23 protein-coding genes are annotated in these 26681 nt (G+C 51.5%); 6 read left to right on the top strand and 17 right to left on the bottom strand.

Going from position 1 to position 26681, the window contains the following annotated elements; all coding sequences use genetic code 11:
* Positions 1 to 338: 338 nt before the first annotated feature.
* From HPY52_07630 to ruvC, 11 genes are all read right to left on the bottom strand, one after another.
* Entirely contained in the window at positions 339 to 3041 is a 2703-nt protein-coding gene (locus HPY52_07630) for a pyruvate, phosphate dikinase (GenBank protein NPV80138.1), read from the bottom strand.
* 188 nt (positions 3042 to 3229) lie between these two features.
* Positions 3230 to 5314, bottom strand: a complete 2085-nt coding sequence (locus HPY52_07625; GenBank protein NPV80137.1) for a glycine--tRNA ligase subunit beta — start codon at positions 5312 to 5314, stop codon at positions 3230 to 3232.
* 25 nt (positions 5315 to 5339) lie between these two features.
* Positions 5340 to 6212 (bottom strand): glycine--tRNA ligase subunit alpha, encoded by an 873-nt coding sequence (gene glyQ / locus HPY52_07620; protein ID NPV80136.1) that lies wholly within the window; start codon positions 6210 to 6212, stop codon positions 5340 to 5342.
* Positions 6213 to 6235: 23 nt separating this feature from the next.
* A complete protein-coding gene (locus HPY52_07615; GenBank protein NPV80135.1) occupies positions 6236 to 6892 on the bottom strand; it encodes a stage II sporulation protein M in 657 nt (218 codons plus the stop codon).
* Positions 6893 to 6988: 96 nt separating this feature from the next.
* Positions 6989 to 7417, bottom strand: a complete 429-nt coding sequence (locus HPY52_07610) for a DUF4342 domain-containing protein (GenBank protein NPV80134.1) — start codon at positions 7415 to 7417, stop codon at positions 6989 to 6991.
* A 15-nt stretch (positions 7418 to 7432) separates the two neighbouring features.
* A complete protein-coding gene (recO, locus tag HPY52_07605; protein ID NPV80133.1) occupies positions 7433 to 8206 on the bottom strand; it encodes a DNA repair protein RecO in 774 nt (257 codons plus the stop codon).
* A gap of 92 nt (positions 8207 to 8298) precedes the next feature.
* On the bottom strand, positions 8299 to 8523 hold the full coding sequence (locus tag HPY52_07600; GenBank protein NPV80132.1) for a DUF2905 domain-containing protein: 225 nt from the start codon (positions 8521 to 8523) through the stop codon (positions 8299 to 8301).
* A gap of 29 nt (positions 8524 to 8552) precedes the next feature.
* Positions 8553 to 9092 (bottom strand): epoxyqueuosine reductase QueH, encoded by a 540-nt coding sequence (locus HPY52_07595; GenBank protein ID NPV80131.1) that lies wholly within the window; start codon positions 9090 to 9092, stop codon positions 8553 to 8555.
* Positions 9089 to 10174 carry a Holliday junction branch migration DNA helicase RuvB gene (gene ruvB / locus HPY52_07590; GenBank protein ID NPV80130.1) on the bottom strand — a complete coding sequence of 362 codons (1086 nt, stop codon included), beginning with the start codon at positions 10172 to 10174 and terminating at the stop codon, positions 9089 to 9091. Before ruvB ends, HPY52_07595 begins: the two co-directional genes overlap by 4 nt.
* A gap of 80 nt (positions 10175 to 10254) precedes the next feature.
* Positions 10255 to 10869, bottom strand: a complete 615-nt coding sequence (gene ruvA / locus HPY52_07585; protein ID NPV80129.1) for a Holliday junction branch migration protein RuvA — start codon at positions 10867 to 10869, stop codon at positions 10255 to 10257.
* A complete protein-coding gene (gene ruvC, locus HPY52_07580; GenBank protein NPV80128.1) occupies positions 10866 to 11441 on the bottom strand; it encodes a crossover junction endodeoxyribonuclease RuvC in 576 nt (191 codons plus the stop codon). The genes ruvA and ruvC overlap by 4 nt, the downstream gene beginning before the upstream one ends.
* 242 nt (positions 11442 to 11683) lie before the next feature.
* On the opposite strand from ruvC, the gene HPY52_07575 reads away from it, so the two are divergent.
* From HPY52_07575 to groL, 5 genes are all read left to right on the top strand, one after another.
* Positions 11684 to 12379 (top strand): PrsW family intramembrane metalloprotease, encoded by a 696-nt coding sequence (locus tag HPY52_07575; GenBank protein NPV80127.1) that lies wholly within the window; start codon positions 11684 to 11686, stop codon positions 12377 to 12379.
* 77 nt (positions 12380 to 12456) lie between these two features.
* Positions 12457 to 13218: a YebC/PmpR family DNA-binding transcriptional regulator gene (locus HPY52_07570; protein ID NPV80126.1), complete on the top strand. Its 762-nt coding sequence runs from the start codon at positions 12457 to 12459 to the stop codon at positions 13216 to 13218.
* 137 nt (positions 13219 to 13355) lie between these two features.
* A complete protein-coding gene (locus tag HPY52_07565) occupies positions 13356 to 13982 on the top strand; it encodes a hypothetical protein (protein ID NPV80125.1) in 627 nt (208 codons plus the stop codon).
* A 154-nt stretch (positions 13983 to 14136) separates the two neighbouring features.
* Positions 14137 to 14418 (top strand): co-chaperone GroES, encoded by a 282-nt coding sequence (gene groES, locus HPY52_07560; protein NPV80124.1) that lies wholly within the window; start codon positions 14137 to 14139, stop codon positions 14416 to 14418.
* Positions 14419 to 14521: 103 nt separating this feature from the next.
* Positions 14522 to 16147: a chaperonin GroEL gene (gene groL, locus HPY52_07555; GenBank protein ID NPV80123.1), complete on the top strand. Its 1626-nt coding sequence runs from the start codon at positions 14522 to 14524 to the stop codon at positions 16145 to 16147.
* A 133-nt stretch (positions 16148 to 16280) separates the two neighbouring features.
* Here the strand turns inward: groL and yunB are convergent, their stop codons facing one another.
* Entirely contained in the window at positions 16281 to 17018 is a 738-nt protein-coding gene (gene yunB / locus HPY52_07550) for a sporulation protein YunB (protein NPV80122.1), read from the bottom strand.
* Between the two features lie 161 nt (positions 17019 to 17179).
* Positions 17180 to 18409 carry a tyrosine--tRNA ligase gene (locus HPY52_07545; protein ID NPV80121.1) on the bottom strand — a complete coding sequence of 410 codons (1230 nt, stop codon included), beginning with the start codon at positions 18407 to 18409 and terminating at the stop codon, positions 17180 to 17182.
* A gap of 126 nt (positions 18410 to 18535) precedes the next feature.
* Between HPY52_07545 and HPY52_07540 the strand changes: the two genes are divergently transcribed.
* Positions 18536 to 20923, top strand: a complete 2388-nt coding sequence (locus HPY52_07540) for a penicillin-binding protein 1A (protein ID NPV80120.1) — start codon at positions 18536 to 18538, stop codon at positions 20921 to 20923.
* Here HPY52_07540 and HPY52_07535 read toward each other — a convergent pair.
* The 4 genes from HPY52_07535 to polX all read right to left on the bottom strand — a co-directional run bounded on the left by HPY52_07535 (position 20901) and on the right by polX (position 26676).
* Positions 20901 to 23342: an endonuclease MutS2 gene (locus HPY52_07535; protein NPV80119.1), complete on the bottom strand. Its 2442-nt coding sequence runs from the start codon at positions 23340 to 23342 to the stop codon at positions 20901 to 20903. The genes HPY52_07540 and HPY52_07535 overlap by 23 nt on opposite strands.
* 107 nt (positions 23343 to 23449) lie before the next feature.
* On the bottom strand, positions 23450 to 24082 hold the full coding sequence (locus HPY52_07530; protein ID NPV80118.1) for a hypothetical protein: 633 nt from the start codon (positions 24080 to 24082) through the stop codon (positions 23450 to 23452).
* A 102-nt stretch (positions 24083 to 24184) separates the two neighbouring features.
* Positions 24185 to 24862, bottom strand: a complete 678-nt coding sequence (locus HPY52_07525; GenBank protein NPV80117.1) for a DUF421 domain-containing protein — start codon at positions 24860 to 24862, stop codon at positions 24185 to 24187.
* A gap of 86 nt (positions 24863 to 24948) precedes the next feature.
* A complete protein-coding gene (polX, locus tag HPY52_07520) occupies positions 24949 to 26676 on the bottom strand; it encodes a DNA polymerase/3'-5' exonuclease PolX (protein ID NPV80116.1) in 1728 nt (575 codons plus the stop codon).
* Positions 26677 to 26681: the final 5 nt, after the last annotated feature.

Genomic DNA, 26681 nt, shown 5'->3' with positions numbered 1-26681 from the left:
CGAAGATCCCACAGTCAAAACAGCCTCGCTCCACCTAACAGAGGCCACGGAAGCGAGGCCGCGCGGAACATCTTAGTAATCGGCTTTACATATTCGACGGTCTGAAAGTTTCTCCTGCTTCAAAATAACATTTTGAAGCGAGAAATTCTCATCCTTTGCCCCTTTGGTCTATATTATGACTATTCTAAGGCAATGTATGCCCCAAGCGCCGCATTTGTGTCCATTTCATGGGAAATCCACTTTCAACTTATATCCCGGCTACTCAATAGAAAAGGGGCAGCCCCGGCCGGAACCGCCCCTCATGTAAGCATTATCTAGAGCTATTCCAGGAGTGGGATCTATACAGTCGAATACTCGGCCTTTACAGCTTCCTTCCTGGCTCTAGGATGCTTCAACTCTGCCTGTGCCGCGGCCAGGATGGCAATAGGCACTCTGTATGGAGAGCAGCTCACATAGTCAAGGCCCGCTATATGGCAGAATTCCACAGAGCTCGGCTCGCCACCATGTTCGCCGCAGATACCGACCTCGAGATCAGGGCGGGTTTTGCGTCCCTTTCCAACAGCTATTTCGATCAGGGCACCTACGCCCTTCCTATCTAGCACCTCAAATGGGTTGTGCTCTAGGATGTTATGCTCTAGATAGTATGGGAGGAACTTGCCCTCTGCATCATCGCGGCTAAACCCGAATGTCGTCTGGGTCAAGTCATTGGTGCCGAAAGAGAAGAACTCGGCCTGAGTTGCAATCTCGTCGGCTGTCATACATGCCCTTGGAAGCTCGATCATGGTCCCGATCTTGTAGTCGAGCTTGACGCCATATGAGGAGATTACCTCTTTGGCCACGCGTTCCACTATTTCTCTAGCGATAGAGATTTCATTCACATGCCCGACAACCGGTATCATGACCTCAGGGATAATCGTATATCCCTCCTTGGTGAGTTCGCATGCGGCCTCAAAAATGGCCCTGGCCTGCATCTCAGTGATCTCAGGATAAGTGATCCCTAGTCTACAGCCACGGTGGCCCAGCATGGGGTTGATCTCGTGGAGCTTGTCGACTCGAGCCAGGAGGGTCTCCTTCTGCTCGAGTTCCTCAGGCGAGCCACCTTGAATCTTGAGCTTCGTGACATCGACCAGGAGCTCCTCACGACTCGGCAAGAACTCATGCAAAGGCGGATCTAGAAGCCTAATTATTACAGGAAGCCCGTTCATCTCCTTGAGAATGGCCAAAAAGTCTGACTTCTGCATCGGGAGGAGCTTATCCAATGCCGCCTTACGAGCTTCAGTGGTATCGGCAAGGATCATCTGCTGTACTATTGGCACGCGCTCTTCGGCAAAGAACATATGCTCAGTACGGCAGAGACCGATGCCGCCAGCTCCGAATTTCCTTGCAGTGCTGGCATCGTGCGGAGTATCAGCATTGGCCCTCACGCCTAGCACGCGCACCTCATTTGCCCAGTTCATGAGCATCTCAAAATCACCGCTTATGCTCGGCTCGATGAGGGGGGCCTCACCAAGTATAACGCGCCCGTCAGTGCCATCTATGGTTATTATGTCGCCCTCTTTCACCACATGCCCGGCCACGGTAAACTGGCGGGCTGCTTCATTGACTGTTATGGCCTCGCAGCCTGAAACACATGGAGTCCCCATGCCTCTCGCGACTACAGCCGCATGGCTCGTCTTGCCACCGCGCGTCGTTAGAATGCCCTGCGCAGCCGCCATTCCATGAATATCATCCGGCGAGGTCTCTTTGCGGACGAGGATGACCTTTTCACCTTTTCCGCCTCTAGCCGCCGCGTCATCGGCAGTGAAGACGACAGCCCCTACCGCAGCTCCCGGAGATGCTGCGACGCCTTTAGCTACAACCTGCAATTTAGCCTTGGGGTCGATACGCTTATGGAGCAGCTGGTCAAGCTGAGCAGGCTCGACGCGTAAAAGCGCCTCTTCTTTCGTAATGAGCCCCTCTCTTACCATGTCACACGCGATCTTGACAGCCGCCTGCGCCGTGCGCTTAGCGTTTCGGGTCTGAAGCATGTAGAGTTTCCCTTGCTGAATGGTGAATTCCACATCCTGTACATCTCTGTAGTGCCTTTCCAGCTTCTCAAAGATCTCAGTAAGCTGCCGATATATCTCAGGCATCTCCTTTTCCAGCTCTGAAATAGGCTTGGGGGTCCTGATTCCGGCGACTACATCCTCACCCTGAGCGTTCCTGAGGTAGTCACCATAGTATTTCTTCTCACCGGTAGCAGGGTCGCGAGTGAAGGCAACGCCTGTTCCTGAATCATCGCCCATGTTACCGAAGACCATGGCCTGTACATTTACAGCAGTACCCCAATCTCCGGGGATTCCATGAATCTTGCGATATGTAATAGCTCTTGGGTTGTTCCACGAACGGAATACGGCATCCCGGGCCATGTCCAGCTGCTTTCTTGCATCCTCAGGGAAGTCTATGCCCTTCTTCTGTTTTATCATAGCCTTGAATTTCACTACTAGATCCTTGAGGGCCTCAGCGTCGAGCTCGGTATCAAGGGTGACACCCAGTTCCTTCTTCTTCTCATCGATTATTTCCTCAAAATCGTCATGGGAGAGTCCTAACACCACTGAACCAAACATCTGGATGAACCTGCGGTATGCATCATAGGCAAACCGCTCGTTATTTGTGTTCTTGATGAGCCCTTTGACCGTTTGATCATTGAGACCGAGGTTGAGGACCGTGTCCATCATGCCTGGCATTGAAACCCGTGCGCCTGAACGGACAGATACCAGGAGCGGATTATCGGGATCGCCCAATTTCCGCCCCATTAGATCTTCCAATTTCTTCAGATTTTCGTCGATCTGCCGTTCTATTTCCGGGGGATATTTGCCTCCGCTTTCATAGTAAATAGTGCACACCTCTGTGGAAATGGTATAGCCTGGCGGCACCGGGATCCCGAGATTCGTCATTTCAGCGATATTGGCGCCCTTACCTCCAAGGAGGTTTCTCATCGCCGCTGTACCTTCGGCCTTACCGCCGCCAAAGAAGTATACATACTTCTTCTCCTGTGGCATCGTGTCTTGCATCTCCTTCCATTTAGACTTTATGCCTATAATAAGTCCCATGTACGCCCGATGAAAGAATCTCAGCTCAAGCCTGGTTCAAATCTATATTTTGACCATGTTGGAAGATCCTCATCGCAAGACGGTACTGGAAACCCATATCAATCCTCGGTATATTCTACAAAAACATGCAGGATCCTTCATCCCGTCGTCGAATTTTTAGCTATTACAACTTTTGACATATCTGCTATGCCACCTACCAATGCCGCTATGGCAGAGAGAAGATTCAGGCGGTTAGCTTTCACCTTCTCATCTTCCGCCATGACGAGCACATTGGAAAAGAACTCATCTATGGGCTCTGCAAATTTAGCCACTGATAGAATCATCTTCTCAGGTTCTCCTGCCTCACGGTATCTCTCCACATCATCCTTCACATCGAGATAACATGAATACAACCTGCGCTCAGCATCCTCCATGAGAAGAGACTCATCCACAGGTCCTCTCAACTGTTTGCCGGCGATGTTGGCAGCACGGGTAAATCCGGTTGCCATCTTATAGAACTCGTCACGGGCTGAGACAGAATGAAGCGCCTGCGCTCTCTTCACCGTCCCCAGGACATCGTCAAAACCTGCGCCAATCACTGCATCCACCAGGTCATAGCGTATCCCCTTCTCGAGAAGGTAGGATTTCATGCGTCCTTCCATGAACGATAGGATTTGCGTCACGACTTTCTGTGATGCGCCTGCGTTCAACCCTTGTATGCCCCGCTGGACGAGTTTTTCCATGGACAATTTTAGATTGTGCTTGACAATGATCGCTATGATCCCTGAACTCTGCCGTCTGAGAGCATATGGATCCTGCGAACCTGTAGGTTCGAGACCAGCCATGAAGCATGCGCCAATCGTATCGATCTTGTCAGCTATGCCGACTACCGCCCCTGGCAGAGTCTCGGGAAGGATATCTTCGGCAAAACGTGGAAGATAATGCTCAAAGATCGCCATCGCTACTTCAGGGTCTTCTCCGGATGATAGAGCATAGTCCCGGCCCATTACTCCCTGGAGCTCTGTAAATTCCCGCACCATATTGGTGGCAAGGTCAGCCTTACAGAGAAATGCCGAACGTTCAGTGACTTTCCGGATGTGTTCGTCAAGGTCCAGTTCGCTGGTAAGGTAACCAGAAAGCTCTACAAGCCTATCCGTCTTGTCCCTGATTGTACCTAGACCTTCAATGAACGTCATCCCTCCGAGCCGCTCCACATAATCCGCTAGCGGTATCTTTCGGTCTTCATCATAGAAGAACCGGGCATCTGCGAGTCTCGCCCTGAGGACGCGCTCATTTCCCCGTCTAACTTCATCTATGCCATAGTCGCCGCCATCGCGGAAGGCGATAAAATATGGCATAAGGCGGCCATCGGGTCCCTCGATGGGGATGTATCTCTGGTGTTTCTCCATGGTGGTGATCAGGACATCCCTGGGTATATCGAGGAATTGGGAAGGGAATTCCCCGCGAAAGCCTCTAGGATGCTCGCAAAGAAATATAATCTCCTCTAAAAGACCAGGGTTGATCAATGGCCTGCCGGATACCTCCTGGGCAAGCTCTAGTGCCTGTGCCAGGATGATCTCCCGCCTTTCATTCTGGTCCAGGACTACGCTGCCTTCCTGTATGGCGCTGTGGTATCCTTCCGCTCGCTTTACGGCAATCGGACCCCGGGATAAAAACCTATGGCCGAAGGTGACACTGCCGGAGTGGATGCCATCGATCTCGAAATCCACCAATTCGTCTCCGTACAAAGCCAGGAGCCACCTGATTGGCCTGACGAACCTAAGTGAATGGTCCCCCCATCTCATTGTCTTTGGAAAAGGAAGCGAGGTTATGATCCTGGGAAATATCCGTGAAAGCGCCGATATTGCGGGTTCCCCTTTTGATCTTATCTCCGCGAAGACATATTCGCCCTTTTCATCAGATTTTACAACGAGGTCCTCCACCCTTACGCCCTGAGCCTTCGCAAAGCCCATGGCCGCCCTTGTAGGTTGGCCTGATTCATCAAAAGCGACACGCTTTGCGGGCCCCCTGACCTCCCTGACTGTCTCTTTCTGCAGCTCTTCCAGCTCAGAGATGTATAACACAAGCCGCCTGGGAGCGCCAAATGCAGATACTCGCTCAAATTGGAGATGTGCAGACTCGAGGAGATTCTTCCCTATCTCCTGAAGAGCCTGAATGGCACTAGGCATGAAGCGCGCAGGAATTTCTTCGCATCCTATTTCAAGTATAGCATCTCGATACACGGTAGGTTCTCCCTCCGGCAATGGTCTAATCTCTATGCAGTAGAGGAAACCCGATCTTCTCTCGATTTTCGATGAATTTCGCCGCACACTGTCCAGCTAATGCACGTATCTTAGACATCATGCCAGTCCTCTCTGCAACACTCAGAGCGCCACGCGCGTCCAGAAGATTGAATACATGGGAGCACTTGAGCACATAGTCATATGCCGGCAAGACGAGACCGGCCTCCAGAACCCGCATCGCTTCTGATTCATAAATCTGATAGAGGGAATTGAGTGCCTGGATTTCTGCGAGGTCAAATCCATATGTGGAGTTTTCAAACTCAAACTGGCGGAAAACCTCCCCATATTTTATCCCCTCAGAAAACCATATATCAAAGACATTATCCACGTTTTGCCGGTACATTGCGATTCTCTCAAGACCATAGGTGATCTCGCAGGAAACGGGTCTTACATCAATCCCGCCCATCTGCTGGAAATAGGTAAACTGAGTGATCTCCATCCCGTCCAGCCAAACTTCCCAGCCTGTCCCCCAGGCGCCCAAAGTCGGAGATTCCCAATTATCTTCGACGAACCGGATGTCGTGCTGGGCAGGTGAGATGCCGATGGCCTCGAGACTATTGATATATGTCTCCTGAACATCATCAGGCGATGGCTTCAGTATTACCTGATATTGATGATGCTGAAACAGCCTGTTCGGGTTCTCTCCATATCTCCCGTCTGCTGGTCGTCTGGAAGGCTGAACATATGCAACCTTCCAGGGCTCCGGACCAAGGGCCCTGAGAAAGGTGGACGGGCTCATGGTACCGGCTCCAACCTCAACATCATAGGGCTGCATTATCAGGCATCCCTGAGCATGCCAGAAGTCCTCCAACGCGCTTATGATCTCTTGAAAAGTCACAGAAAAACACCTTCCCGATCTCATCAGAAAGTCCCGAGTCCGGGCGCGATCACATGAGTGACGATATGACGGGTGACGGTCATCTCTATAGAAGCTGCCACGGCCAGGAGCGGCGCAATTACCAGAACCATGATCATAACGGCATCAGCCAATACCCGTAAGACCCCCGCGATCGTCTGCCTCGAACGAAAGAGCGCCAGTATATTGAAGCCAATCCTCATGCCGATGACCCCGCCCAGGATGACCGCCGGAACCTCGAAGATCCCATGCGGGGCTACACTCCCAAGCAGGAGCAGCGGGACATTCAGTCCCTTGGATGATGCATGGCTTGCAGCAACCCCTATGAAAAAACCATTTGAAAATACCGCGAAAACCGGCAAGATGCCGAACAAGAGCCCAGAGGCTACGCACGTCAAGACGACCTTGAAATTCTTCCAGAAAATCATGCAGATAGCTCCAGGAAGGCTGGCCGCCTCGACAGCTCTGGTCAATTCCGCAAGTCTTGCAGTAATATCTGAGACGAGTAGAGTTATTTCATCAGGAAAGAACTTATACAAAAAGAAGCCGGATATCGCGCCCAGGAGGAATGTGAAAGCGATAAAGGTTATGTAGCGCCTGGACTGGCGCAAGATACGCCTCAGATCCTCCAGGTAAGAAAACCCACCCGGGCGCACCCTCATCCCTCCATGAAAAACCCCTCGTCCGGGCAAAAACCCCAGGGGCGAGGGGCATACCTCAAGAGCACACAGTAACTATAACAAAGGGAGGTTTCTCTGTCAATGCAGATCTACCTGATGCACCTGACCGCCCGCCTCCCCGGGCGCATACTCTGCGGACGACGCCCGCCCTTCAATGGCGATGGAACATCGCGTGGCCAGCGCGGTAAGGGCCCCAAGCACGGCCACCTGGGGGGCCAATACGGCACCCACTATTCCTGCGGTAACAGGAACCTCCGCCACTGTCCTGTCATTCTGCTTTATCCTTATCTTCGTTTCATTGCCGGCGCGAATCAAATCCTTGAGCCTCGTGAGGACTTCCGTGCCTTTCGCCATTAGCTTCTGGCGTCCTTCTCTCGCCTCCCGTTCAATGAGCACCAAAGCCTGCACCAGGTCTCCATCCGCCTGTTTGAGATAGTCTACGGCCTCTTCATAGGAGAGACCAGCGCGCTCACGCAGACAGTCTACCTTATCTATGGTGATATCCATCATGCATTCCTCCTTTCAGCCCAGGAAATGCTCCAAGAAATTTCGAGACTTCAACGGCACTTCCAACCTGAAATCTATATGCGACCTTAGAACCTGCTGCAACTCAACCTTCGTGGACCGGGACATCCTGAAATTCCGCAATTTCCCGGGATCGCAGTTCAAAAGATACTTGAGTGTCTCGATGGTCCCCTTTGACACCTTTATCCCGGGGCTCTCAGGGCGCGTTCCCTTATCCCTGCAGGCATCACAAAGAACTCCGCCCAGGCTTGGATAGAATGTATAAGCGCGCGCATCAAGTGGCGCGTGGCAGCCCACGCACCCGTCCAGCAAAGGCGCATATCCCAAAAACTTCAGCAATTGAGCCTCATAGAGACAAAGGACGCTATCCGGGTCCACGCTCGGCGAATTCTTGGCTTCCAGCAAAAGATAGTAACAGGCCACCAGAAGTTTGTAGATCTCTGGATTCGCCTCTTCCTCTTCCATAACCTGGCATAGAAGTTCTGCAAGATATGAGGCGCGCGCCATGAGCCCTAAATCATTGCGGAGTTCCGCGAAAGATTCCTTGATCTCTATCTGGCTTATATTGTCAAGACCCTTATTGTCAAATATCAGAAAGTCCGCAAGGGTAAAGGGCTGGCTGCTCCCGACAAATCTGTTCCGTGGCCTCCTCGCGCCTCTAGCTACGGCCCTGACCTTTCCCCGTTCACGGGTATAAATGGTGACAATCCTATCAGCTTCACCAAGAAGCTGATTCCTCAGGATCACACCCTCAGTCCTGTACAATGCCATCGACTGGACTCCTTCTCAAATCTATGCTGCCCCTCTCCCTCTATGGCTATTCCGCCGGTAGCTTCATGCCATGAGCGCCATCGCCTAGACGCTTATCTCCGGGAAAACAGGCTAAATATCAAGGTCAAGAGCACACTCACGATGATACATGTAACAACTGGAAAATAGAAAGAGAAATTCCCTTTCTTGATATATATATCACCTGGTAGATGCCCTATCCACGGAATCTTGCCAAAGGCCAGCATAAGAAGACCGATGAGGACGAAGAGCCCTCCGACCGCCACGAGAAGCTTGCCAAAGGATCCGAAATCCCCCAAAAACCATCACCCCAATGAAATATGAAATATCATTTATTCTTTTGCCCCAGATAGCGTTCCTTTTCGCTGTATATACATCCGCAATAGGGCTGCCGATATAATCCCAATTCCCTTGACATCCTCACGCTGTCCCTGTAACCTTGCCGGAAATCGCGATATATGAATGGAATGGACGATTCTTCAGAGACCCGCTCGGCCACCTCCCGTATGAGTTCATGCTTCTGGTATGGACTGATGAGAAGGGTTGTGGAGAACCCCTCAAATCCGCCGGATTTAGCTGCATAAGCCGCTTTTTTCAATCTCATATAATAGCAGAATCGGCATCTCTCGTCCTCACGAAATACTACATTTCGGATGAAATCCTCCATCTCGTAGACATCATAATATATCACATCGAACCCGGTTTTAGCAGCATACTCTTTCATGGTGTCACGGCGTCTCTCAAATTCCTTGTACGGATGGATATTAGGGTTATAAAAGTAACCAGTTACACCTATGCCTTCTTCTTCAAGCACCTTTCGACAATAAGTAGTGCATGGAGCACAACAAGTGTGCAGCAATATCTTCAAAAGTTGAAGACCTCCTGTCTGGCATTTGGCCTGTCATCTTCACTCGTGTTCCCATTGTCCCTGCCGCCGTCAGAAAAACGATCACCCGGAAATTCGAATCCCAGGTGAGAATATGCGAGCGGCGTCACGACCCGGCCCCGTGGGGTTCTTTCGAGGAAACCAATCTTGAGCAAATATGGCTCATAAAGATCCTCTATGGTATCTCTTTCCTCATTGATGGAGGCGGCGATAGTATCTATACCCACAGGCCTGCCGCCGAATTTCTGGATTATAGATGTAAGCAACAACCGGTCCGTGTCATCAAGTCCCATTTCATCCACGCCAAGAAGCCCAAGAGCAGCCCTGGCCACCTCTCCGGTTATGACCCCATCGGCCTTGACCTGCGCATAATCTCTAACCCTCTTGAGCAGCCTGATAGCTACCCTTGGAGTTCCGCGAGAACGTCGGGCCACCTCCCGGGCGGCATCCGGGGAGAGCTCGATGGAGAGCTGCGCAGCAGCCCTGTTGAGGATTCCCCCGAGTTCTTCTGGCGAATAGAATTCCAGCCTGTGGATCATCCCAAATCTATCACGAAGAGGAGAGGTCAAAAGCCCCGCGCGAGTCGTGGCGCCTACCAGGGTAAACTTGGGAAGATCGATCCTTATTGATCGGGCGGATGGACCTTTGCCTATGACTATATCCAGGGCAAAATCCTCCATGGCAGGATAGAGGATTTCCTCGACCGTCCGATTGAGTCGGTGAATCTCATCTATGAACAGCACATCCCCGGGGCTGAGATTTGTGAGAATGGCAGCCATATCCCCCGGCCGCTCGATCGCAGGTCCCGAAGTCACCCTTATGCCGACCGCCAGTTCATGAGCGATGATATGGGCCATAGTGGTCTTGCCCAGCCCAGGCGGGCCATATAGCAAAACATGGTCTAGGGGCTCCCCACGTTCACGTGCTGCCTGGATATAGATCGAAAGGTTCTCTTTGAGAGAATTCTGACCTATATATTCGCTTAACCATCGCGGCCTCAAACTCTGGTCCGCCGCAAGATCTTCGTCCCTGGCTAATGGGGAAATCACCCGTTCCTCTGCCATTATAAGCTATATCCTCCTCAAAAGATGTCGATCAAGTATATATGAGTGTAAATGCAAAATAGATCCGACCTCATAAGATATCAATGTCTTGAAAGGGCGCGTAGAGCCAGTTTCACCAGTTCCCCGGTATCCGCCGGGAGATTGTTTTCGGAAATGGCTGAGATTACGGCGCCTCGAGCTTCTGAATATTGATATCCCAAGGAGACGAGGGCTTGAATAGCTTCATTCTCTATCTCCAGCCGGGTAGCCTGTCCCTCTCCCGTCTCTCCAGACCCCCCTGCCTTGGCGCCAATGCGCGACAGGCGTTCTTTCAATTCAAGAATGAGCCGCTTGGCAGTCTTGGCGCCAATGCCAGATATCCTAGTCAATGCCGGGGTATCCTCTCGTGATATCGCAACCTTGAAGGATTCGACATCCATGGCTGAGAGGATATTCATTGCCGCCTTGGGGCCTACACCGCTAACTGAAATGAGTTCTCTGAAGAGCTTTTCTTCCTCCCTCGAAGGGAAACCGTATAGCACGATGCTTTCGTCACGAATCATGAGACATACGAAAAGCCTCATGTCGTACCCCTGGCGCTGTTCCGAAATGGGTACCGTAGCAGGGACCTCTATATGATAGCCGATCCCTCCGGTCTCAAGAACTACATATCCGGGACCAGACTCCACGACCTTACCCTTGATGTATGATATCATCCCTGATTCTCTCCACTCTTCAGCATGCCCGTCAATTCCCGGCCATCACCCAAGCATCCCTCTCTCCTGTCGGCCTCCAACGCCCGATCCAAATTCCCAAGCCTGCTATCAGAGTGAATGTGACAGATGGCGCAAGCCAGGGCATCTGCAGTGTCGTCGGGCGAAGGAACAGACTCCAGATTTAAGAGCAGCTTTATCATCCTTTGTATCTGGCTTTTGGACGCCCGACCATATCCTGTTATAGCCTGCTTTATCTGGAGAGGCGTATATTCTGCCACACGGATACTATGTCTTACAGCGGCGAGTATCACAACCCCCCGCGACTCTCCTACTTTCAGCGCGGTCTTTGCATTCCTGTTGAAGAACAATTCCTCAACCGCGATCACCTCCGGTGAGTAACTGGATATCAATCGCGAAACCGCAGCGTAAATGGTTTCCAGCCGGCGGGACGAGGACATATTCGAGCCGGTGCGAATGCATCCATAGTCCAAACAGGCCAAGCGCCCCCCGAAGCTTTCTATAACCCCATAGCCGGTCGAGGCTGTACCTGGATCAATGCCCATCACAATCATGTCTCCACCTGCCCGGACGTGATCGATGACAAGATAAGGTTCTTCTGCATCTAATGATTATTGTATCATTTCCATGATCCAAAGCAAAGCTAAGTAGGAGCCCGAAAATGGATCATACTTCCCGGATCAAGTGATTGCCAGTGCCGCATCTCTCAGAGAGATGGCTACCATACTCTCCTGAGTAGACAGCTTGGAGCTCCGCTCAGTTACTTGGAAGAGAGCATTTGAATAGCTAGGAGTGAATGGAATTGTCAGATCCTAATCCTGACCTTTTTGCATTAACCTTGGTATCACTTGTGCCAGGCATCCTATGGGTAACGTATTTCTATCGCCAGGATAAATATGAACCTGAACCCAAGTCCCTCATCCTGAAGTCTTTCATATACGGGGCGATAGCGGTTTTCCCCGCGATCTTGATAGAGATGCCATTTAGAAGATTTACCCAGATGGGACCTGCGAACCTATTCAGTCTCGCCCTTGTGACCATTTTTGTCGTGGGTGTCGCCGAAGAATCGGTGAAGCTATTGGCCGTGAAATTGGCAGCTTACGACTCCCATGAATTCAATGAACTGATGGATGGAATAGTCTATTCGGTCTCCTCCGGTCTAGGCTTTGCTGCGGCGGAAAACCTTCTGTATGCTGCCTCATTCGGTATCACAGTGGGTTTGATCAGAGCCTTCGTTACCTGCCTTGCCCATGCTTCATTTTCCGGTATTTCCGGTTATTACCTGGCCAGAGCCAAATTCCAGGCTGATATGGCTCCTGCTTTACTGACGCGCGGGCTCGGCACGGCGGTCCTTCTGCACGGGTTATACGATTTTCTTATAATTGGAAAGATAGTGCCCGGGTGGTTCTCCATTTTCATCATTGCCGGAGTCTACAGGTATCTCACTAGCAAGATCGCCAAATCCCAGGAAAATTCCCCATTTAAGAAATGACCTCTTAAGAAATGATCTCCCTTCAAATTCGCCCGTTATTGTGCTAAAATTTAAAGACGGGCGAGGAGGGGATGACTATGTCGGGACATTCAAAGTGGGCGAATATCAAGCATAAGAAGGCCAAGGCTGATGCCGAAAAGGGGAAGATATTCACCAAAGTAGCCAGGGAGATCATAGTGGCCGCAAGACAGGGCGGTGGGGATCCGGAGGCTAACTTCAAGCTCCGCATGGCGATCGAAAAGGCCCGGTCTGTCAATATGTCAAATGACAGCATCATGCGGGCCATCAAGAGAGGAGCCGGAGCATCAGGGGAAGACCAGAATTACGAGCAACTCAGCTACGAGGGCTATGGTCCGGGGGGCGTAGCTATAATGTTGGACGTCCTCACCGACAACAAAAATCGCTCCGCTTCTGACATAAGACACATCTTTGCGCGCCACGGGGGAAACCTGGGTGAATCTGGCTGTGTTGCATGGCTCTTCGATAGAGTCGGGGTTATCTCCATTGATCTCGCTTCTTCTGGGAAGACCGAGGATGAGCTCATGGCACACGCCATCGAGGCGGGAGCCCTCGACCTCAAGGTGGAAGACGGCATAGCGGAGATCACTACTCAGCCCGATGATCTCAATGAAGTATGTGAATATCTCAAGAGAAACGGTATCCCCTTTGATAAGGCAGAGATCACCATGGTGCCCAAGACTACCGTAAGGACCACAGGTAAAGAGGCCCAGCAGGTGCTGGCCCTTGTGGAGGATCTAGAGGATCATGATGATGTAAGCAAGGTCTATGCAAACTTCGACATACCCGACGAAGAGATGGAACAACTGGCCGGAGCCTGATATGGTCTTTGCCACGGCTACGAAGGATATACCAGGAGTTTCATAAAGAGGGTATATTTTGTCGCGATCAGGGTAATCTATATTTGATTCATCAGACATGAACTGGTTTCCTGATTTCACCAGAGGAGGATTACCCTGTGCTTTCGCGGTTCAAGACTATTTTACTTTTGGCGCTGGTCGCCCTTGTATCCGCCAGTCTTTCGTATTCATGGCTGAGCTACCAGCAGCAACAGACGGTTCAGAGTGCCAGGGACCGGATAACTCAGTATCTGAAGGCCGGGAAATCATCAAATACCAAGGCAGCGACTCCGCTCGATGGAGCGGCCGGGAAGGCAGCGACTGGCGCCACGATAGGCAAAGACACCATTGTGGTAACCAGAGTCATATATGAATGTGGCCATGAGGAAGTAGAAAGCCGCGATGCCCCACCCGAGATGATAGGGCTCGACCGAGAAGGATTGAAAACAGAATGTAAGGATTGGAATATTGTCGAGTTTTCCCCCGGGCGCGTGATCCTTGAGTCTCATCGTCCGGGCATGTCTCCCAAATGTCGCCGGACCATGTATGTCGGTGTCAAAGATGGGTTTGTAGCCGTCTTTTATGGCACTCCCGCCGCCAGGTGCCAGGTCAAGTCCATCACACAGATCCCAGTCTCCGGCCTCCCTCCAGCAGAACGAGAAGATTTGGAGAAGGGCATTGTCGTGTCGGGGGAAGAAGAGCTCTTGAAATTGCTGGAGGGGCTGTCTGAATCGCGCATCCCGTAGAGTTTTTTCAAAGATTTTATGTGCTGTCCTATTGACAAGAGAATTCTCCATGGATATTATTGTGTACGGATTGTTAGCACTCACCTAAGGCGAGTGCTAACAAGAGTCACCAAAAGGTCCCCTACATTTCCAGGTAAAGGAGGTACAAAAAGTAATGATAAAACCACTGGAGGATAGAGTGGTAGTCAAGGCAAAGACCGAAGAAGAGCGATCCAAGGGCGGTATTGTTCTTCCAGATACTGCCAAAGAAAGGCCTCAAGAAGGTGAGGTTATCGCCGTGGGTCCCGGCAAACTTCTTGATAATGGCCAGAGGGCGCCCATGGACGTAAAACCTGGCGACAAAATCATCTTCGCCAAGTATGGCGGAACCGAGGTCAAGATCGATGGCGAGGAGTATATCATCCTGAGGCAAAGTGACATTCTCGCCATAAAATAGATGGGGATCTCGTCCAGCGTATTTGATCTCTCTATAGAGTCTCATTCCATGTCATCGAATCATTGAGTTTCTAGATCAAGGAGAAAAGGGAGGTACTACATAAATGGGTGCTAAGCAATTAGCTTTCGATGAGGAAGCCCGGCGTGCCCTTGAAAGAGGAGTCAACACCGTAGCATCTGCCGTCAAGGTCACCCTCGGCCCTAAGGGCAGGAATGTGGTGCTCGAGCGGAAGTTTGGGTCACCCGTCATAACCAAGGATGGCGTGACAGTGGCCAAGGAGATAGAATTGGAAGATCCTTATGAGAACATGGGAGCCCAGCTTTGCCGTGAGGTCGCATCCAAGACGAACGATGTGGCAGGAGATGGAACAACCACTGCCACGGTCCTGGCTCAGGCCATAATGGTTGAGGGTCTCAAGAATGTAGCCGCGGGCGCCAATCCCATGTTTGTAAAGAAGGGGATCGACAAAGCCGTTGACGTGGCTGTAGAGGAACTCAAAAAACTGGCGATTCCCGTTGAGGGCAAACAAGACATCGCCCATGTGGCTTCCATTGCAGGCAATGATCCGGCCATTGGCGAAAAAATAGCCGAAGCAATGGAAATGGTGGGCAAAGACGGTGTCATCACCGTGGAGGAGTCCAAAGGTATTGAGATCACCGTAGAAAAAGTCGAGGGTATGGAGTTCGATAAAGGCTATATTTCTCCATACTTCGTGACCAACTCCGAGGCTATGGAGGCGGTCCTGGAAGACCCCTATATCCTGATTCACGAGAAGAAGATCAGCAATATAACAGATATGCTCCCACTCCTCGAGAAAGTAGCGCGGACAGGCAAGCCCCTCCTTATCATCGCGGAGGACGTTGAGGGCGAAGCCCTGGCTACCCTGGTAGTCAACAAGCTGCGTGGCGTGCTATCCTGCGCTGCTGTGAAGGCTCCTGGCTTTGGCGACAGGCGAAAGGAGATGCTCCAGGATATTGCAATACTGACGGGAGGCACTTTCATCTCTGAAGATCTCGGCGTAAAACTTGAAAAGATCGATCTAGACATGCTCGGCCAGGCCAAGACGGTCAAGGTCACCCGTGAGAAGACCACAATCGTTGAGGGCAGAGGCGACACCGACAAGATAAAAGGCCGCATCGCCCAGATCAAGAAACAGATAGAAGAGACAGATTCTGATTATGACCGCGAGAAACTGCAGGAACGCCTTGCCAAGCTGGCGGGAGGCGTAGCCATCATCAGGGTTGGAGCCTCTACTGAGACCGAGCTCAAGGAGAAGAAGCATCGTATCGAAGATGCCCTGGCTGCCACCAGAGCGGCCGTAGAGGAAGGTATCGTCGCTGGTGGAGGAACAACCCTCGTAAATATCGCCCCGGCCCTGGATAAGATCGATGTTACCGGCGATGAGAGGGTCGGCGTGATGATCGTAAAGAAAGCGCTGGAGGAGCCCCTCAAGACGATTGCCAACAACGCCGGTCTTGAAGGCTCTGTAGTAGTGGAGCGCATCAGAAATGAAAAGAAGCCCGGGTTCGGCCTGAACGCCATCACAGAGGAATATGTAGACCTTGTCAAGGCAGGTATCGTGGATCCTGTGAAGGTGACACGATCTGCCCTCCAGAATGCGGCCAGCATAGCCTCCATGCTGCTCACCACCGAGGCTATCATAGCGGACATCCCCAAGAAGGAGACGCCCGCTCCGCCATATCCTCCGGGAGGCGGCATGGACTATTAATGAATAAGGAAAACGGCCAGATCAGATGGTCAATCTGGTGTGAGGGGGCGTCTCGCCCCCTCATATGTGTCAAATTGGGCTCCCGCACAGCGCCCAAATTCAGCCATGCAGCCATGACGGCTAATCTGAGTTCTCAATCTGATTTCTGATTTTGATCTTGCCCGCCTGAAATCGACCCTGAGCCCAATCCATCCCTCACATAGACCATGGGCACCTCGCCATTGATGATTACCTCGGTCAGTGGAGCCTGATTCGTCACCTCAACGATGGTGCTGACAAGCGGGACCACGACCTGAATGGTACTCGATACATTGACGTATATGAGATGCCTTATCTGATTTATCCCCGCTTCCTCAAATCTGCTCAGGATGCTTGTTTTCACGCTGCCTATCAAAGCTATCCTGATGGGGATTCTGGGCCCCATGTTTGCTAGAATCTGACTGCCAAGGGCCTGACCGAGAGGAATGCGGATGACATCCTCAGTAGCCTTCTTCAGGTTTTCCTGCACAGCAATGGATACATCGGAAGTCAGGCGGCTGAGTTCAGCTGTATTAGGCTGCACGAGAACTACACGGCCGCGGCTGTCGGGCCTCAAGGCATAGAGATCCTCCCATTTGATGGTGCCAGCGATTTTCTTGCTTATAGCGTCATTGATAGCCTCCGTCGCAACAACTCTAGCTCGCACCTCGGCAATCTGGTGCAGAGTCGGCATCAGACGACGATCCACTATCATGAAGATTATAAGACCAATGAATACAATAAGGCTCAAGACTATAACAAGACGAATTCCGCGCAGCGCTATCCTCTCGGCCCGCGACATGGTGACCGAAAAACCGTTTCGCCCTGGAACAGGCGCATATCTTGATGCCAACGGCGGCCGCCCGGAGAATAGACTCGAGATCCCATAAAAGCCACAGGACCGGAGCCAACGCGTGATGTACCAGCGAAGATCTGACATCATGGCCTTCACCGCTCGTCGGAAATTGCCTATCACATCATCTTATGCGGCTGCAGACCAGGATGTGAAGAAAGTCAACCCCCGCTCGGAAATATCCGGGCGAACCTTCTCTTTCCGACCTTCAACAGCAGCCCATCTCTTCCTATGGATACCTCCGCCATAGGGTCCGAGAGTTTCTCTCCGTCAATAGAGACAGCCCCTTGCGCTATCAAGCGCTTCCCCTCGCTGTTGCTTGGTGCAAGGCCAGCCAAAGCAAGAAGCCTTGCCACCCAGATCCTCCCGTCCTTGGACTCGCTAGATGGCACTCTGACCTCGGGTATCTCCTCCGGAACATCCCCCTGCCTAAATACAAGGTCAAACTGTTCCTGGGCCTTCTCTGCTGCGGCCTTGCCATGATAGAGAGCAGTTATGGTGAAAGCGAGATACCTTTTGGCATCTCTTGGGTGAATCTCCGCTTTGGATAATGATCGGGTTATATGATGCACATCCTCATGCGGAAGACCACTTGCGAGTTCAAAATAATCGGCCATGACATCATCTGGCAACGACATGACTTTTCCGTAGATCTCCTCGGGTGCTTCAGATACCCCGATATAATTCCCCAGGCTCTTACTCATCTTTTGTTTACCATCGATGCCAACTAGGATCGGCATGAGCATCGCTACTTGAGGCTCCTGGCCATATTCCTTCTGAAGATGTCTGCCCATAAGTATGTTGAACTTCTGCTCCGTGGCCCCCAGTTCCACGTCAGCATTCAGGGCGACAGAATCATATGCCTGCATGAAAGGATAGAAAAATTCATGAATATATATAGGCTTCTCTTGCTGGAACCTCATAGAGAATTCTTCACGCTCCAGCATTCTGGCGACAGTATAGGTTGAAGCCATCTTTATGATATCTTCAAAAGTCAATCTAGCAAGCCATTCACTGTTAAAGACGATCCTGGTCCTTTCCGGGTCCAGTATCTTAAAAGCTTGCTCCTGATATGTCCTCGCATTCCTGGCCACTTCTTCAGATGAGAGCTGGCGCCTTGTCTCAGACTTTCCAGTGGGATCCCCGATCCGACCGGTAAAATCCCCCACCACTAATATCGCTTCATGTCCGAGATCCTGAAATTGCCTCATCTTGCGCAGTACCACAGCGTGACCTAGGTGGATATCAGGAGCAGACGGATCCAACCCAAGCTTCACCCTGAGCGGGCGACCACTCTTCTCCGAATCCTTGAGTTTTGTCAGCAAATCCTCTTCGTTGATTATTTCAGCAGCTCCTTGTTTCAAGATGCCGAGTTGCTTTTCCGGACTCATCTATTTCGCCTCTTCCTTGTATTCTCGCGAAGAGTATAACATGTAAATTCTTCAAGGGTCAATTGCCCCACATAGGTAAAGGCTGTTATGTATGATATAATTGTATAAGAAACAAGGGGATAAGAGGTGTTAGGCGTCAAAGCCGCCGCTACCATGGTAAGACTCATCAGAAACCTGGTTCTAGGTATTTCTATAGTCGCCTTTCTAACGGTATCATTCACGATAGGCAGTGCCATAGGAATCGTAGCCGGGGCGCTCAAAAATATGCCCAGACCGGAGGACATAGAGTATCGCCCTAGTGAATCAACCATGATATATGATATAAACGGCAGGCTTATAACCCGCCTCTATGTAGAAAATCGTACCTGGGTGCCTCTATCTGAAATACCGAAGAACCTCAGGAATGCCATCATTGCTACAGAGGATTCCCGTTTTTACGAGCACCATGGTATAGACGTCATAGCTGTGGCAAGGGCCATTGTCGCGGACATTCGCCATGCCGGGCTGGTGCAGGGGGCGAGCACCATAACCATGCAATTGGCTAGAAACGCCTTCTTGACCCTAAATAAGACATTTACACGAAAGCTCCAAGAGGTACTGTATGCAATCCAGCTTGAAAGAAGATATACCAAAGACCAAATCCTGGAACTCTATCTGAACGAGATCTATCTGGGCCACGGGGCCTATGGGGTTGAGGCTGCAAGCCAGCTTTATTTCGGAAAACACGTTCGTGATCTTACATTGCCTGAATGCGCTCTCCTGGCGGGGTTACCACGGGGTCCAAACTATTATTCCCCGTACGAAAACCTAGAAGCCGCCAGGAATCGTCGTGACACGGTGCTGGCCAAGATGAGAGAACAGGGGTATATAACAGCCCAAGATGAAGCAGATGCGAGCAGGGCGCCCATAAGGCTGGCTGGGCTCAAGCCCAACAAGAGACATGCCGCCTACTTCATAGACTACATACTCCAGCACCTTCTCGAACAATATGGACAAGACAGAGTGTATAAAGGTGGGCTCAAAGTCTATACCACCCTTGATCTTGACATGCAAAAAGTTGCGGAGAAGGCCTTAAATGATAACCTGCCATCGGGCAGGAAGGACTCAAAAGGCCTGACCCAGCCACAAGGAGCGCTAGTTGCCATCGATCCTTCAACAGGTTACATAAAGGCTATGGTAGGAGGTCGCGGGGAGGACAAATTCAACAGAGCTGTCCAATCCTATCGGCAACCTGGTTCAGCATTCAAGCCATTCATCTATACCGCTGCCATCGACAAGGGTTATACCCCTGCCACCATCATGATAGATTCACCAGTTGAATATGCTGTATCTGGTTCTTCCACGCCATGGAAACCGAAGAACTACGACAACAAATTCCGCGGGCCCATTCCTTTACGACAGGCCCTTGAACAATCGGTAAACGTCGTGGCAGTGAAGCTCCTCGATGAAATAGGCGTATCCACTGGCATCGAATATGCCAAACGTATGGGCATTACAAGCCTCGTTGAGTCAGGAAGCCACAATGATCGGAATCTTTCTCTAGTGCTCGGCGGGCTCACCCGGGGCGTGACTCCTCTTGAAATGGCCAGGGCGTACGCGGTCCTTGCCTCAGGCGGCATACTGGCGGAACCAATCTCTATCCTGAAAGTGCAGGACCCGGACGGAAATGTGCTGGAGGAATACCATCCGGTAAGGCGAGCGGTACTCGATGAGAAGACGGCCTATATAATGACTGATATGCTCAAGGGTGTCATCGAACGAGGGACGGGTAAGGCAGCCAACATTGACCGACCCGCGGCGGGCAAGACGGGTACAACTAGTGACAATACAAATGCCTGGTTTGTTGGATATACTCCAGATTTGGTGGCGGCAGTGTGGATAGGCAATGATATACAATCTAGACCTCTGATCTATAGAGGCACCGCAATCGGCAGTTCAAGGGCGGCACAAATCTGGGGGATATTCATGAAATCCGCGCTAAGGAAAACCCCACCCCGGGACTTTCCAGTGCCCGCGGGGATCGATGTGGGTGTATCTATATGCAAAGATTCAGGGCTCCTGGCCACGCCACAATGTCCGAATGTGACAAAAGAGGTCTTCATCAAGGGCACGGAGCCAACCACCTTTTGTAACATCCACGGCGCCTTCATCACGGCTAGGATATGTACAGAATCAGGCAAGCTGGCGACCGGTGCCTGCCCGGAAGACAAGGTCGTGACAAAAACCTACCTCAAAGAATCAGGTGCCGAGATGCTGCCGGATGGAACCATAGATATATCTAGCAAGATTCCAAGGGAATACTGTGATATACATCAAGGCGCAAGACCGGCTGGCGCCACCGGGCCAACAGCCGAGGGAGGAGGTAACCATGAGCCGCCGCAGGCCGCGGAGATGCTGCCAACAAATGGGTCGCAATCGCCATCTGACGGATCCCAGGCGGCGCGTTATGGGCCCCAGGTGCCGCCCGGTGGGTCATATCCAGCAGACCAGTCTAGCCAATCGTCACAACAGTGACCCCATCCCCGCCCTCGCCCTGTTCTCCGAATCTAAAGTCCGTGACGTGGGGCAGGGTTTTCAATTTTTCCCTCACGGCTTGTCTCAAAGCCCCTGTGCCCTTGCCATGGATTATCCTCGCTTTCGTAAGCCCAGCCAGCAAAAGGTCATCCAAGTATTTCTCTAACTTCAATAAGGCTTCATCTGCCGTAAGGCCTCGGAGATCAAGCTCTGTCGGTATAGTCCTGGCTTTTTCGAGAGACACCCGGTCCAGCATTTTCGCTCCCTGTTTGCCTCCCGTATCCATATCACGCGGAATTTTGTCATCCCGCCAGACTTTGAGGTCGGATACGAGAACAGAGGTCCTTATCACTCCGACCTGGATCTCCACCCTGCCGTCATCGTCTGGTGAACGCAATACAAGGCCCTTCTTTCCGAATCTTGGGATGAACACCAGAGCGCCAGGCTTCAGAGACTCGGCATCTGCTGGAGCTGTAGCCTGTGACAAATCCTCATATCCTTCTTCCGATTCGATAGTGTCACTTATCTGTCTCAGGCTCTTGACATTCTCACGGGCACGACGAATGGCATCATCGAGAGAATGCTGGGCAGTTCCCCCTGAACTAATCTGTTTGCGCATGGACTTCAATTCATCTATGACTTGCTCGGCCTCGAGACGCGCCTTCCGCAAGAGCCTATTTGCCTCATCTCTTGCCTTCTCGAGGATCTCAGATCTCTCCTGCCGCGCTCGGGTCAATTCGCGTCTGGCTGATTCTATAGTCCTGAACGCATCACTAAACATGGCTTCACTCTCTTGCCTCAGGAGCTCGGCCTTGCGTCTATCTTCCAGCAGCTCAGATATTATGGAATCCTGCTTAACACCTTCTTCACCCATGAGTTCTCCAGCTCTAGCAGTGACCCTCTCAGGGAGGCCAAGACGCCGCGCTATAGCAATGGCGCTGCTCCGCCCCGGCACACCAACCAGAAGCCTGAAAGTGGGCCTCAACGTTTCCTCATCAAATTCTGTCGATGCATTGATGACCCCCGGGGTCTTATAGGCAAAGACCTTCAGTTCCCCATAATGGGTAGTGGCCACAGTCCTGCATCCCTTCTCATGAAGATATTCAAGGATAGCGCGGCCAAGATTGGCCCCTTCGGCAGGATCAGTGCCAGCGCCGAGTTCATCCAGCAAGACTAGAGTATTTTCATCCGCTTCCCTGAGGATATTGGATATATGCACCATATGGCCGGAAAACGTGCTCAGATTTTGCTCGATGCTTTGCTCGTCGCCGATGTCGGCAAAGATCCTCTTCCATACAGCGATCTCTGTCCCTGAACTCGCTGGCACATGAAGGCCCGCCTGGGCCATCAAGTGAAGAAGCCCTATCGTTTTCAATGTGACAGTCTTCCCGCCTGTATTCGGCCCGGTTATGACCATTGTCCTGAAATCTCGGCCAAGGTGGGGGCTTACAGGGACCGCGTCTTTGCCAAGCAGTGGATGCCTTGCCTTCACTAAATTAAAATGGCCGCCTATATTCAAGGAGGGCGGGGTAGCAGCCATCTTGCTGGAAAGGCGCCCTCTAGCGAAAATGAAATCCAGCTGCGCAAGAGTTTCCACAGTTGCTCCTATGTCTTCTGCCTGGCCACCAACTCTGGTGGAGAGTTCACTCAGTATTTTGTCGATCTCGTCCCGTTCCTTACCATCGAGTTCGCGAAGATGGTTGTTGAGCGCCACGATCTCCATGGGTTCTATAAACAAAGTAGCGCCACTTGCCGACTGATCATGAATTATGCCCGGAATCTGGGACTTGAATTCCTGGCGCACCGGAAGCACGAATCTCCCGTCCCGCATCGTGACTATGGGTTCCTGCAAATATCTTTGCGTGTCAGTAGATCTCACCATTGAATCAAGCCTGTCACGGATACGCCATTCGGTAGATCGTATCTCCGCCCTGATGCGGCGGAGTTCAGGGGATGCAGAGTCAAGTATCTCTCCATTTTCAGAAATGGCGCCGTATATTCTATTCTCAAGTTCCCTGAATCTCATGATTTTTCTGCCATACTCCTTGAGGATTTGAAATTCCTCAGGCAGATCTTCGAGATAATCTTTGAGGCGTGCGCCCCCTTCAATGGTGCTCAAGATATCTAGGAGACTGCGGGGATCCAAAATAGCGCCAGTTTTTGCGCGGCCGAGTGAAGAGCGGATATCATGTATGCCGCCGAGCGGAGGCTCCCCCGCTTCTTCCATGGCCCTTCTCGCCTCAGTAGTCTCTCTTTGAAGAAGCTGAACCTCTTCAAGCCTCGCGCGGGGAGTCAGAGACATGGCCAGCTCTTTCCCCAGGGAAGATGCAGCCTCTGCAGCAAGCATGGAAAGGATCTTTCTAAATTCAAGGACTTCAATGGTCCTTGAGTCCATTATTGTCTCGCCCTGCCTATCCACATTCATCCCCCCTTGATGACAAGAGTAATCTAATTCAGAATTAGCTCGCTGTCAAGGGAAGGAACACGGCGTGGCCTGGCGACACCGTCACGGGCGGGGTTGGGAGGTTACTGAGGAAATTGATCTCGGGAATCCTCGTGAATAAGTTCATGCGGGGCATGTGCCGCACGGCCTCTCAATTTTTCTATATCATCTTCAGGCTCATTTGGCCTATTTGACAGCAGGTCCCTTGCTGCCTTTCGCACGATCTCATCCCTAGCATTATCTCTCAACCATTCAATATAGCCACGATCCATATCCAGGATCTGGCCGAGAGTTTTCTTGGCATATTTGCCAAATCCGATCACAATTTCTTCGGGTCTGGGCGGTGAAGGAATATCATCTTCCGGCAAAGCATCGCCAAGCTCCTCGAGAGCCACCAGGTCCACCCCGACAGCGTCCCTCAGCGCTCGAGCCTTAGCCCTTGTGGCCGCCATGCGCAGGATATGAGGCAGGATGGTCCTATTCACACTGGAAGGAGAGGCATCGCCTACCTCCTTGAAAACGCCATTTCCTGTCTCCACTTCTGCCTCGACAACAGCATACATCCCATTTTCAGCGTTAGGGATCTGGACGATGTTTGTGGTTATCCTCCTGAGACCAGCATGGCGGGCCAGGTCAAGAAGACCTCCATAGACAATGAATTCCCGCCCCTGTAAAGTTTTTACATATCGTTCCTTGAAATCTTTTGACAGCTCCACAGATAGACCTCCTTTCCATTCATGAGCCTCCTCTATGGCACTAATCAGAGGAACATCCGCCCCCAATGCCTCCTTCTATAGAACCGATGCTCCCTTTTCTTCCTAGCGCTGGTCCAGTTGCGCCCTCCTGAACTCCGCTGATTGCTTCAACGAAACATAAAGGTTCCCCTGGCTGTCCATGGAGGCATAAAGTACATCCCGTGGGGAGTCACAGCCGTGTTTGTGCAATTCATCTTGAAGCCATTTTATCGTTAGATTCAGCCGATTTAGGTTCTCATAGTTGATCTCCCCGTCTACAATGAGGGGAAACGGCACTCCTTCATAGGAAGTGGGTATCTTGAGATCTTCAGGAGTCACTGGCCGCTTTTGCGATTTTTTGAGGACCGACAACTTACCGGACGTCTCCAGGATGGCATATTCCACATCAGCTATATTATGAACATCCTTTTCCCTCAACTGCGCCAGGAGATCGTTGAGGTTATACCTGAGCTTCTTCAGATTCCCTTCCAGGATCCGCCCATTCTCGATGACCACCGTCGGCTCACCGACGATTATGTTGCGAGCTCGACTGCTCTTAAGACTGGTATATGCCATCCCTACCTCAAGAACAGTGAGCACAATGATTGGTATTACTGCTTCACTGATCTTGATATGCCGTTCTTCTAAAGGAAGCGCTGCCAGGTCAGCGATCATTATTGCGACCACGAGGTCAAAGGGCGAAAGCTGCCCCACCTCACGCTTTCCCATGAGACGTATTATCAGAAGGACGAAGAGGTACATGAAAATTGCTTTTCCGACTATTGCCAAATCGACTTTTCACCCGCAAGGTATAGATTCTAACATAGTATTGGGTGTAAGAGGAGGCTTTATTCGGAGATGGTTTTGTCAAGGTAGGTCTTGAGCTTTTCATAGGGCCAGGAATTTACCACATTTTCAATTGTGAGCCAGGCCCGCCTTGCTACGCTGACACCGAAGGCAATGTAGGACAGTTGATCAGGGGCGTGAGCATCTGTATCTATGGAGATTTTTATTCCGTAGCCGGCAGCCCTTCTCGCCCATATATCTGAGAGGTCGAGGCGATCGGGGTAGGAATTGATCTCGAGAATGGTGCCCGAAGCGGCGGCTTCGCGAAGCACGGCTTCCATATCAACATCATACGGCTCGCGTCTTCCCAGAAGCCTGCCTGTAGGATGAGCCAGGATATCTACATTCTTGTTGCGAATCGCGGTGATTATCCTCTGTGTCATGATATCCTTCTCCTGCCGGAAGCCAGAATGAATCGACGCCACCACGATATCTAGCTGTGACAAGATTTCATCGGGGTAGTCGAGGGTGCCATCTTTTCTAATATCAACCTCAATCCCGGCAAGGACCCGGATCCCATGGATCCGATCATTCAAGCGACGAATGTAATCCGCCTGCTTCATGATGTCCTCATCACTCAATCCCCGGGCTATTCCCAGAGATTTGGAATGATCACAAATGGCGAGATAGGAATAGCCGCGCCTTCGGGCAGCCTCTACCATCTCTTCGATGGTAGAGATGCCGTCACTCCAGTTGGTATGCATGTGCAGATCTCCCTTTATATCCAGGGGGTCTATCGCAATTGGCAAGGAGTGATCGAGAGCGGCTTCAATTTCTCCAGAGTCTTCCCTCATCTCGGGGATTATATATTCTAAGCCTAGGATCTCGTAAATATCCTCTTCGTGGTTTATAGATATCTTGGCGCCATCTTCACGAAAAAGGCCATATTCGTTCAATTTCAGCCCATGCTCATGCGCCAGGGTCCGCAGCCTCACGTTGTGCGCTTTTGAGCCGGTAGCATGATGAAGCGCGGCATAAAACTCAGCCGGTTTCACAGCCCAGAGGTCGGCCTCGATGCCTTCTCGGGTCATCACCCTGGCCCTCGTATCTCCGAGGGATAATGTTTCGCGAATAGGCTCCAGTTGGACGATGGATTGCAAAATAGCAGCGGGGTCAGTAGTAGCGATAACTACATCTATATCCCCGGCGGTTTCCTTCATACGCCTGATACTTCCGGCGACTCTGGCCTCTTCCACCCCATGGAGTTTCTTGATCGCCTCTTCAAGACCCACTGCCGCAGGGAGTGCCATACCGATTGGAATTCGCCCGGTCTTTCCCCTGAGAAGCTGTATCCCATGGAGGATATTTTGCTCCGTCTTCACCCCCATCCCAGGCAGATGCCTGATTTTGCCCGCCTTTGCCGCAGCCTCGAGGGCATCGATACCTGAGATGCCCAGCGAAAGATGGATCTTCCGGGCTGTCCTCGGACCGACCCCCGGGATGTCAAGGATTTCAAGTAATCCAGGTGGGACCTCGGCCTTGAGATTTTCGTAATAGGCTAACCGGCCCGTAGAGACAAATTCCTCTATCTTTTTTGCGATCGCCTCACCTATCCCGTCCAGCTGCCTCAACTTACCCTGAGGAATGAGAGCTGAGACCGGCTCAGAAAGCCCTTCCAGTCTATCCGCGGCCCGGCGATATGCCCTGGCCTTGAACGGGTTTTCACCTTTAATCTCCAAAAGGTCTGCAATGGTACGAAAAATGGCCGCGATCTGAAGATTTTCTGTCATCGCCC

The organism is Bacillota bacterium, from assembly GCA_013178415.1.
Taxonomy (GTDB): domain Bacteria; phylum Bacillota; class SHA-98; order Ch115; family Ch115; genus Ch115.
This window is presented reverse-complemented; position numbering and strand designations above follow the sequence as displayed.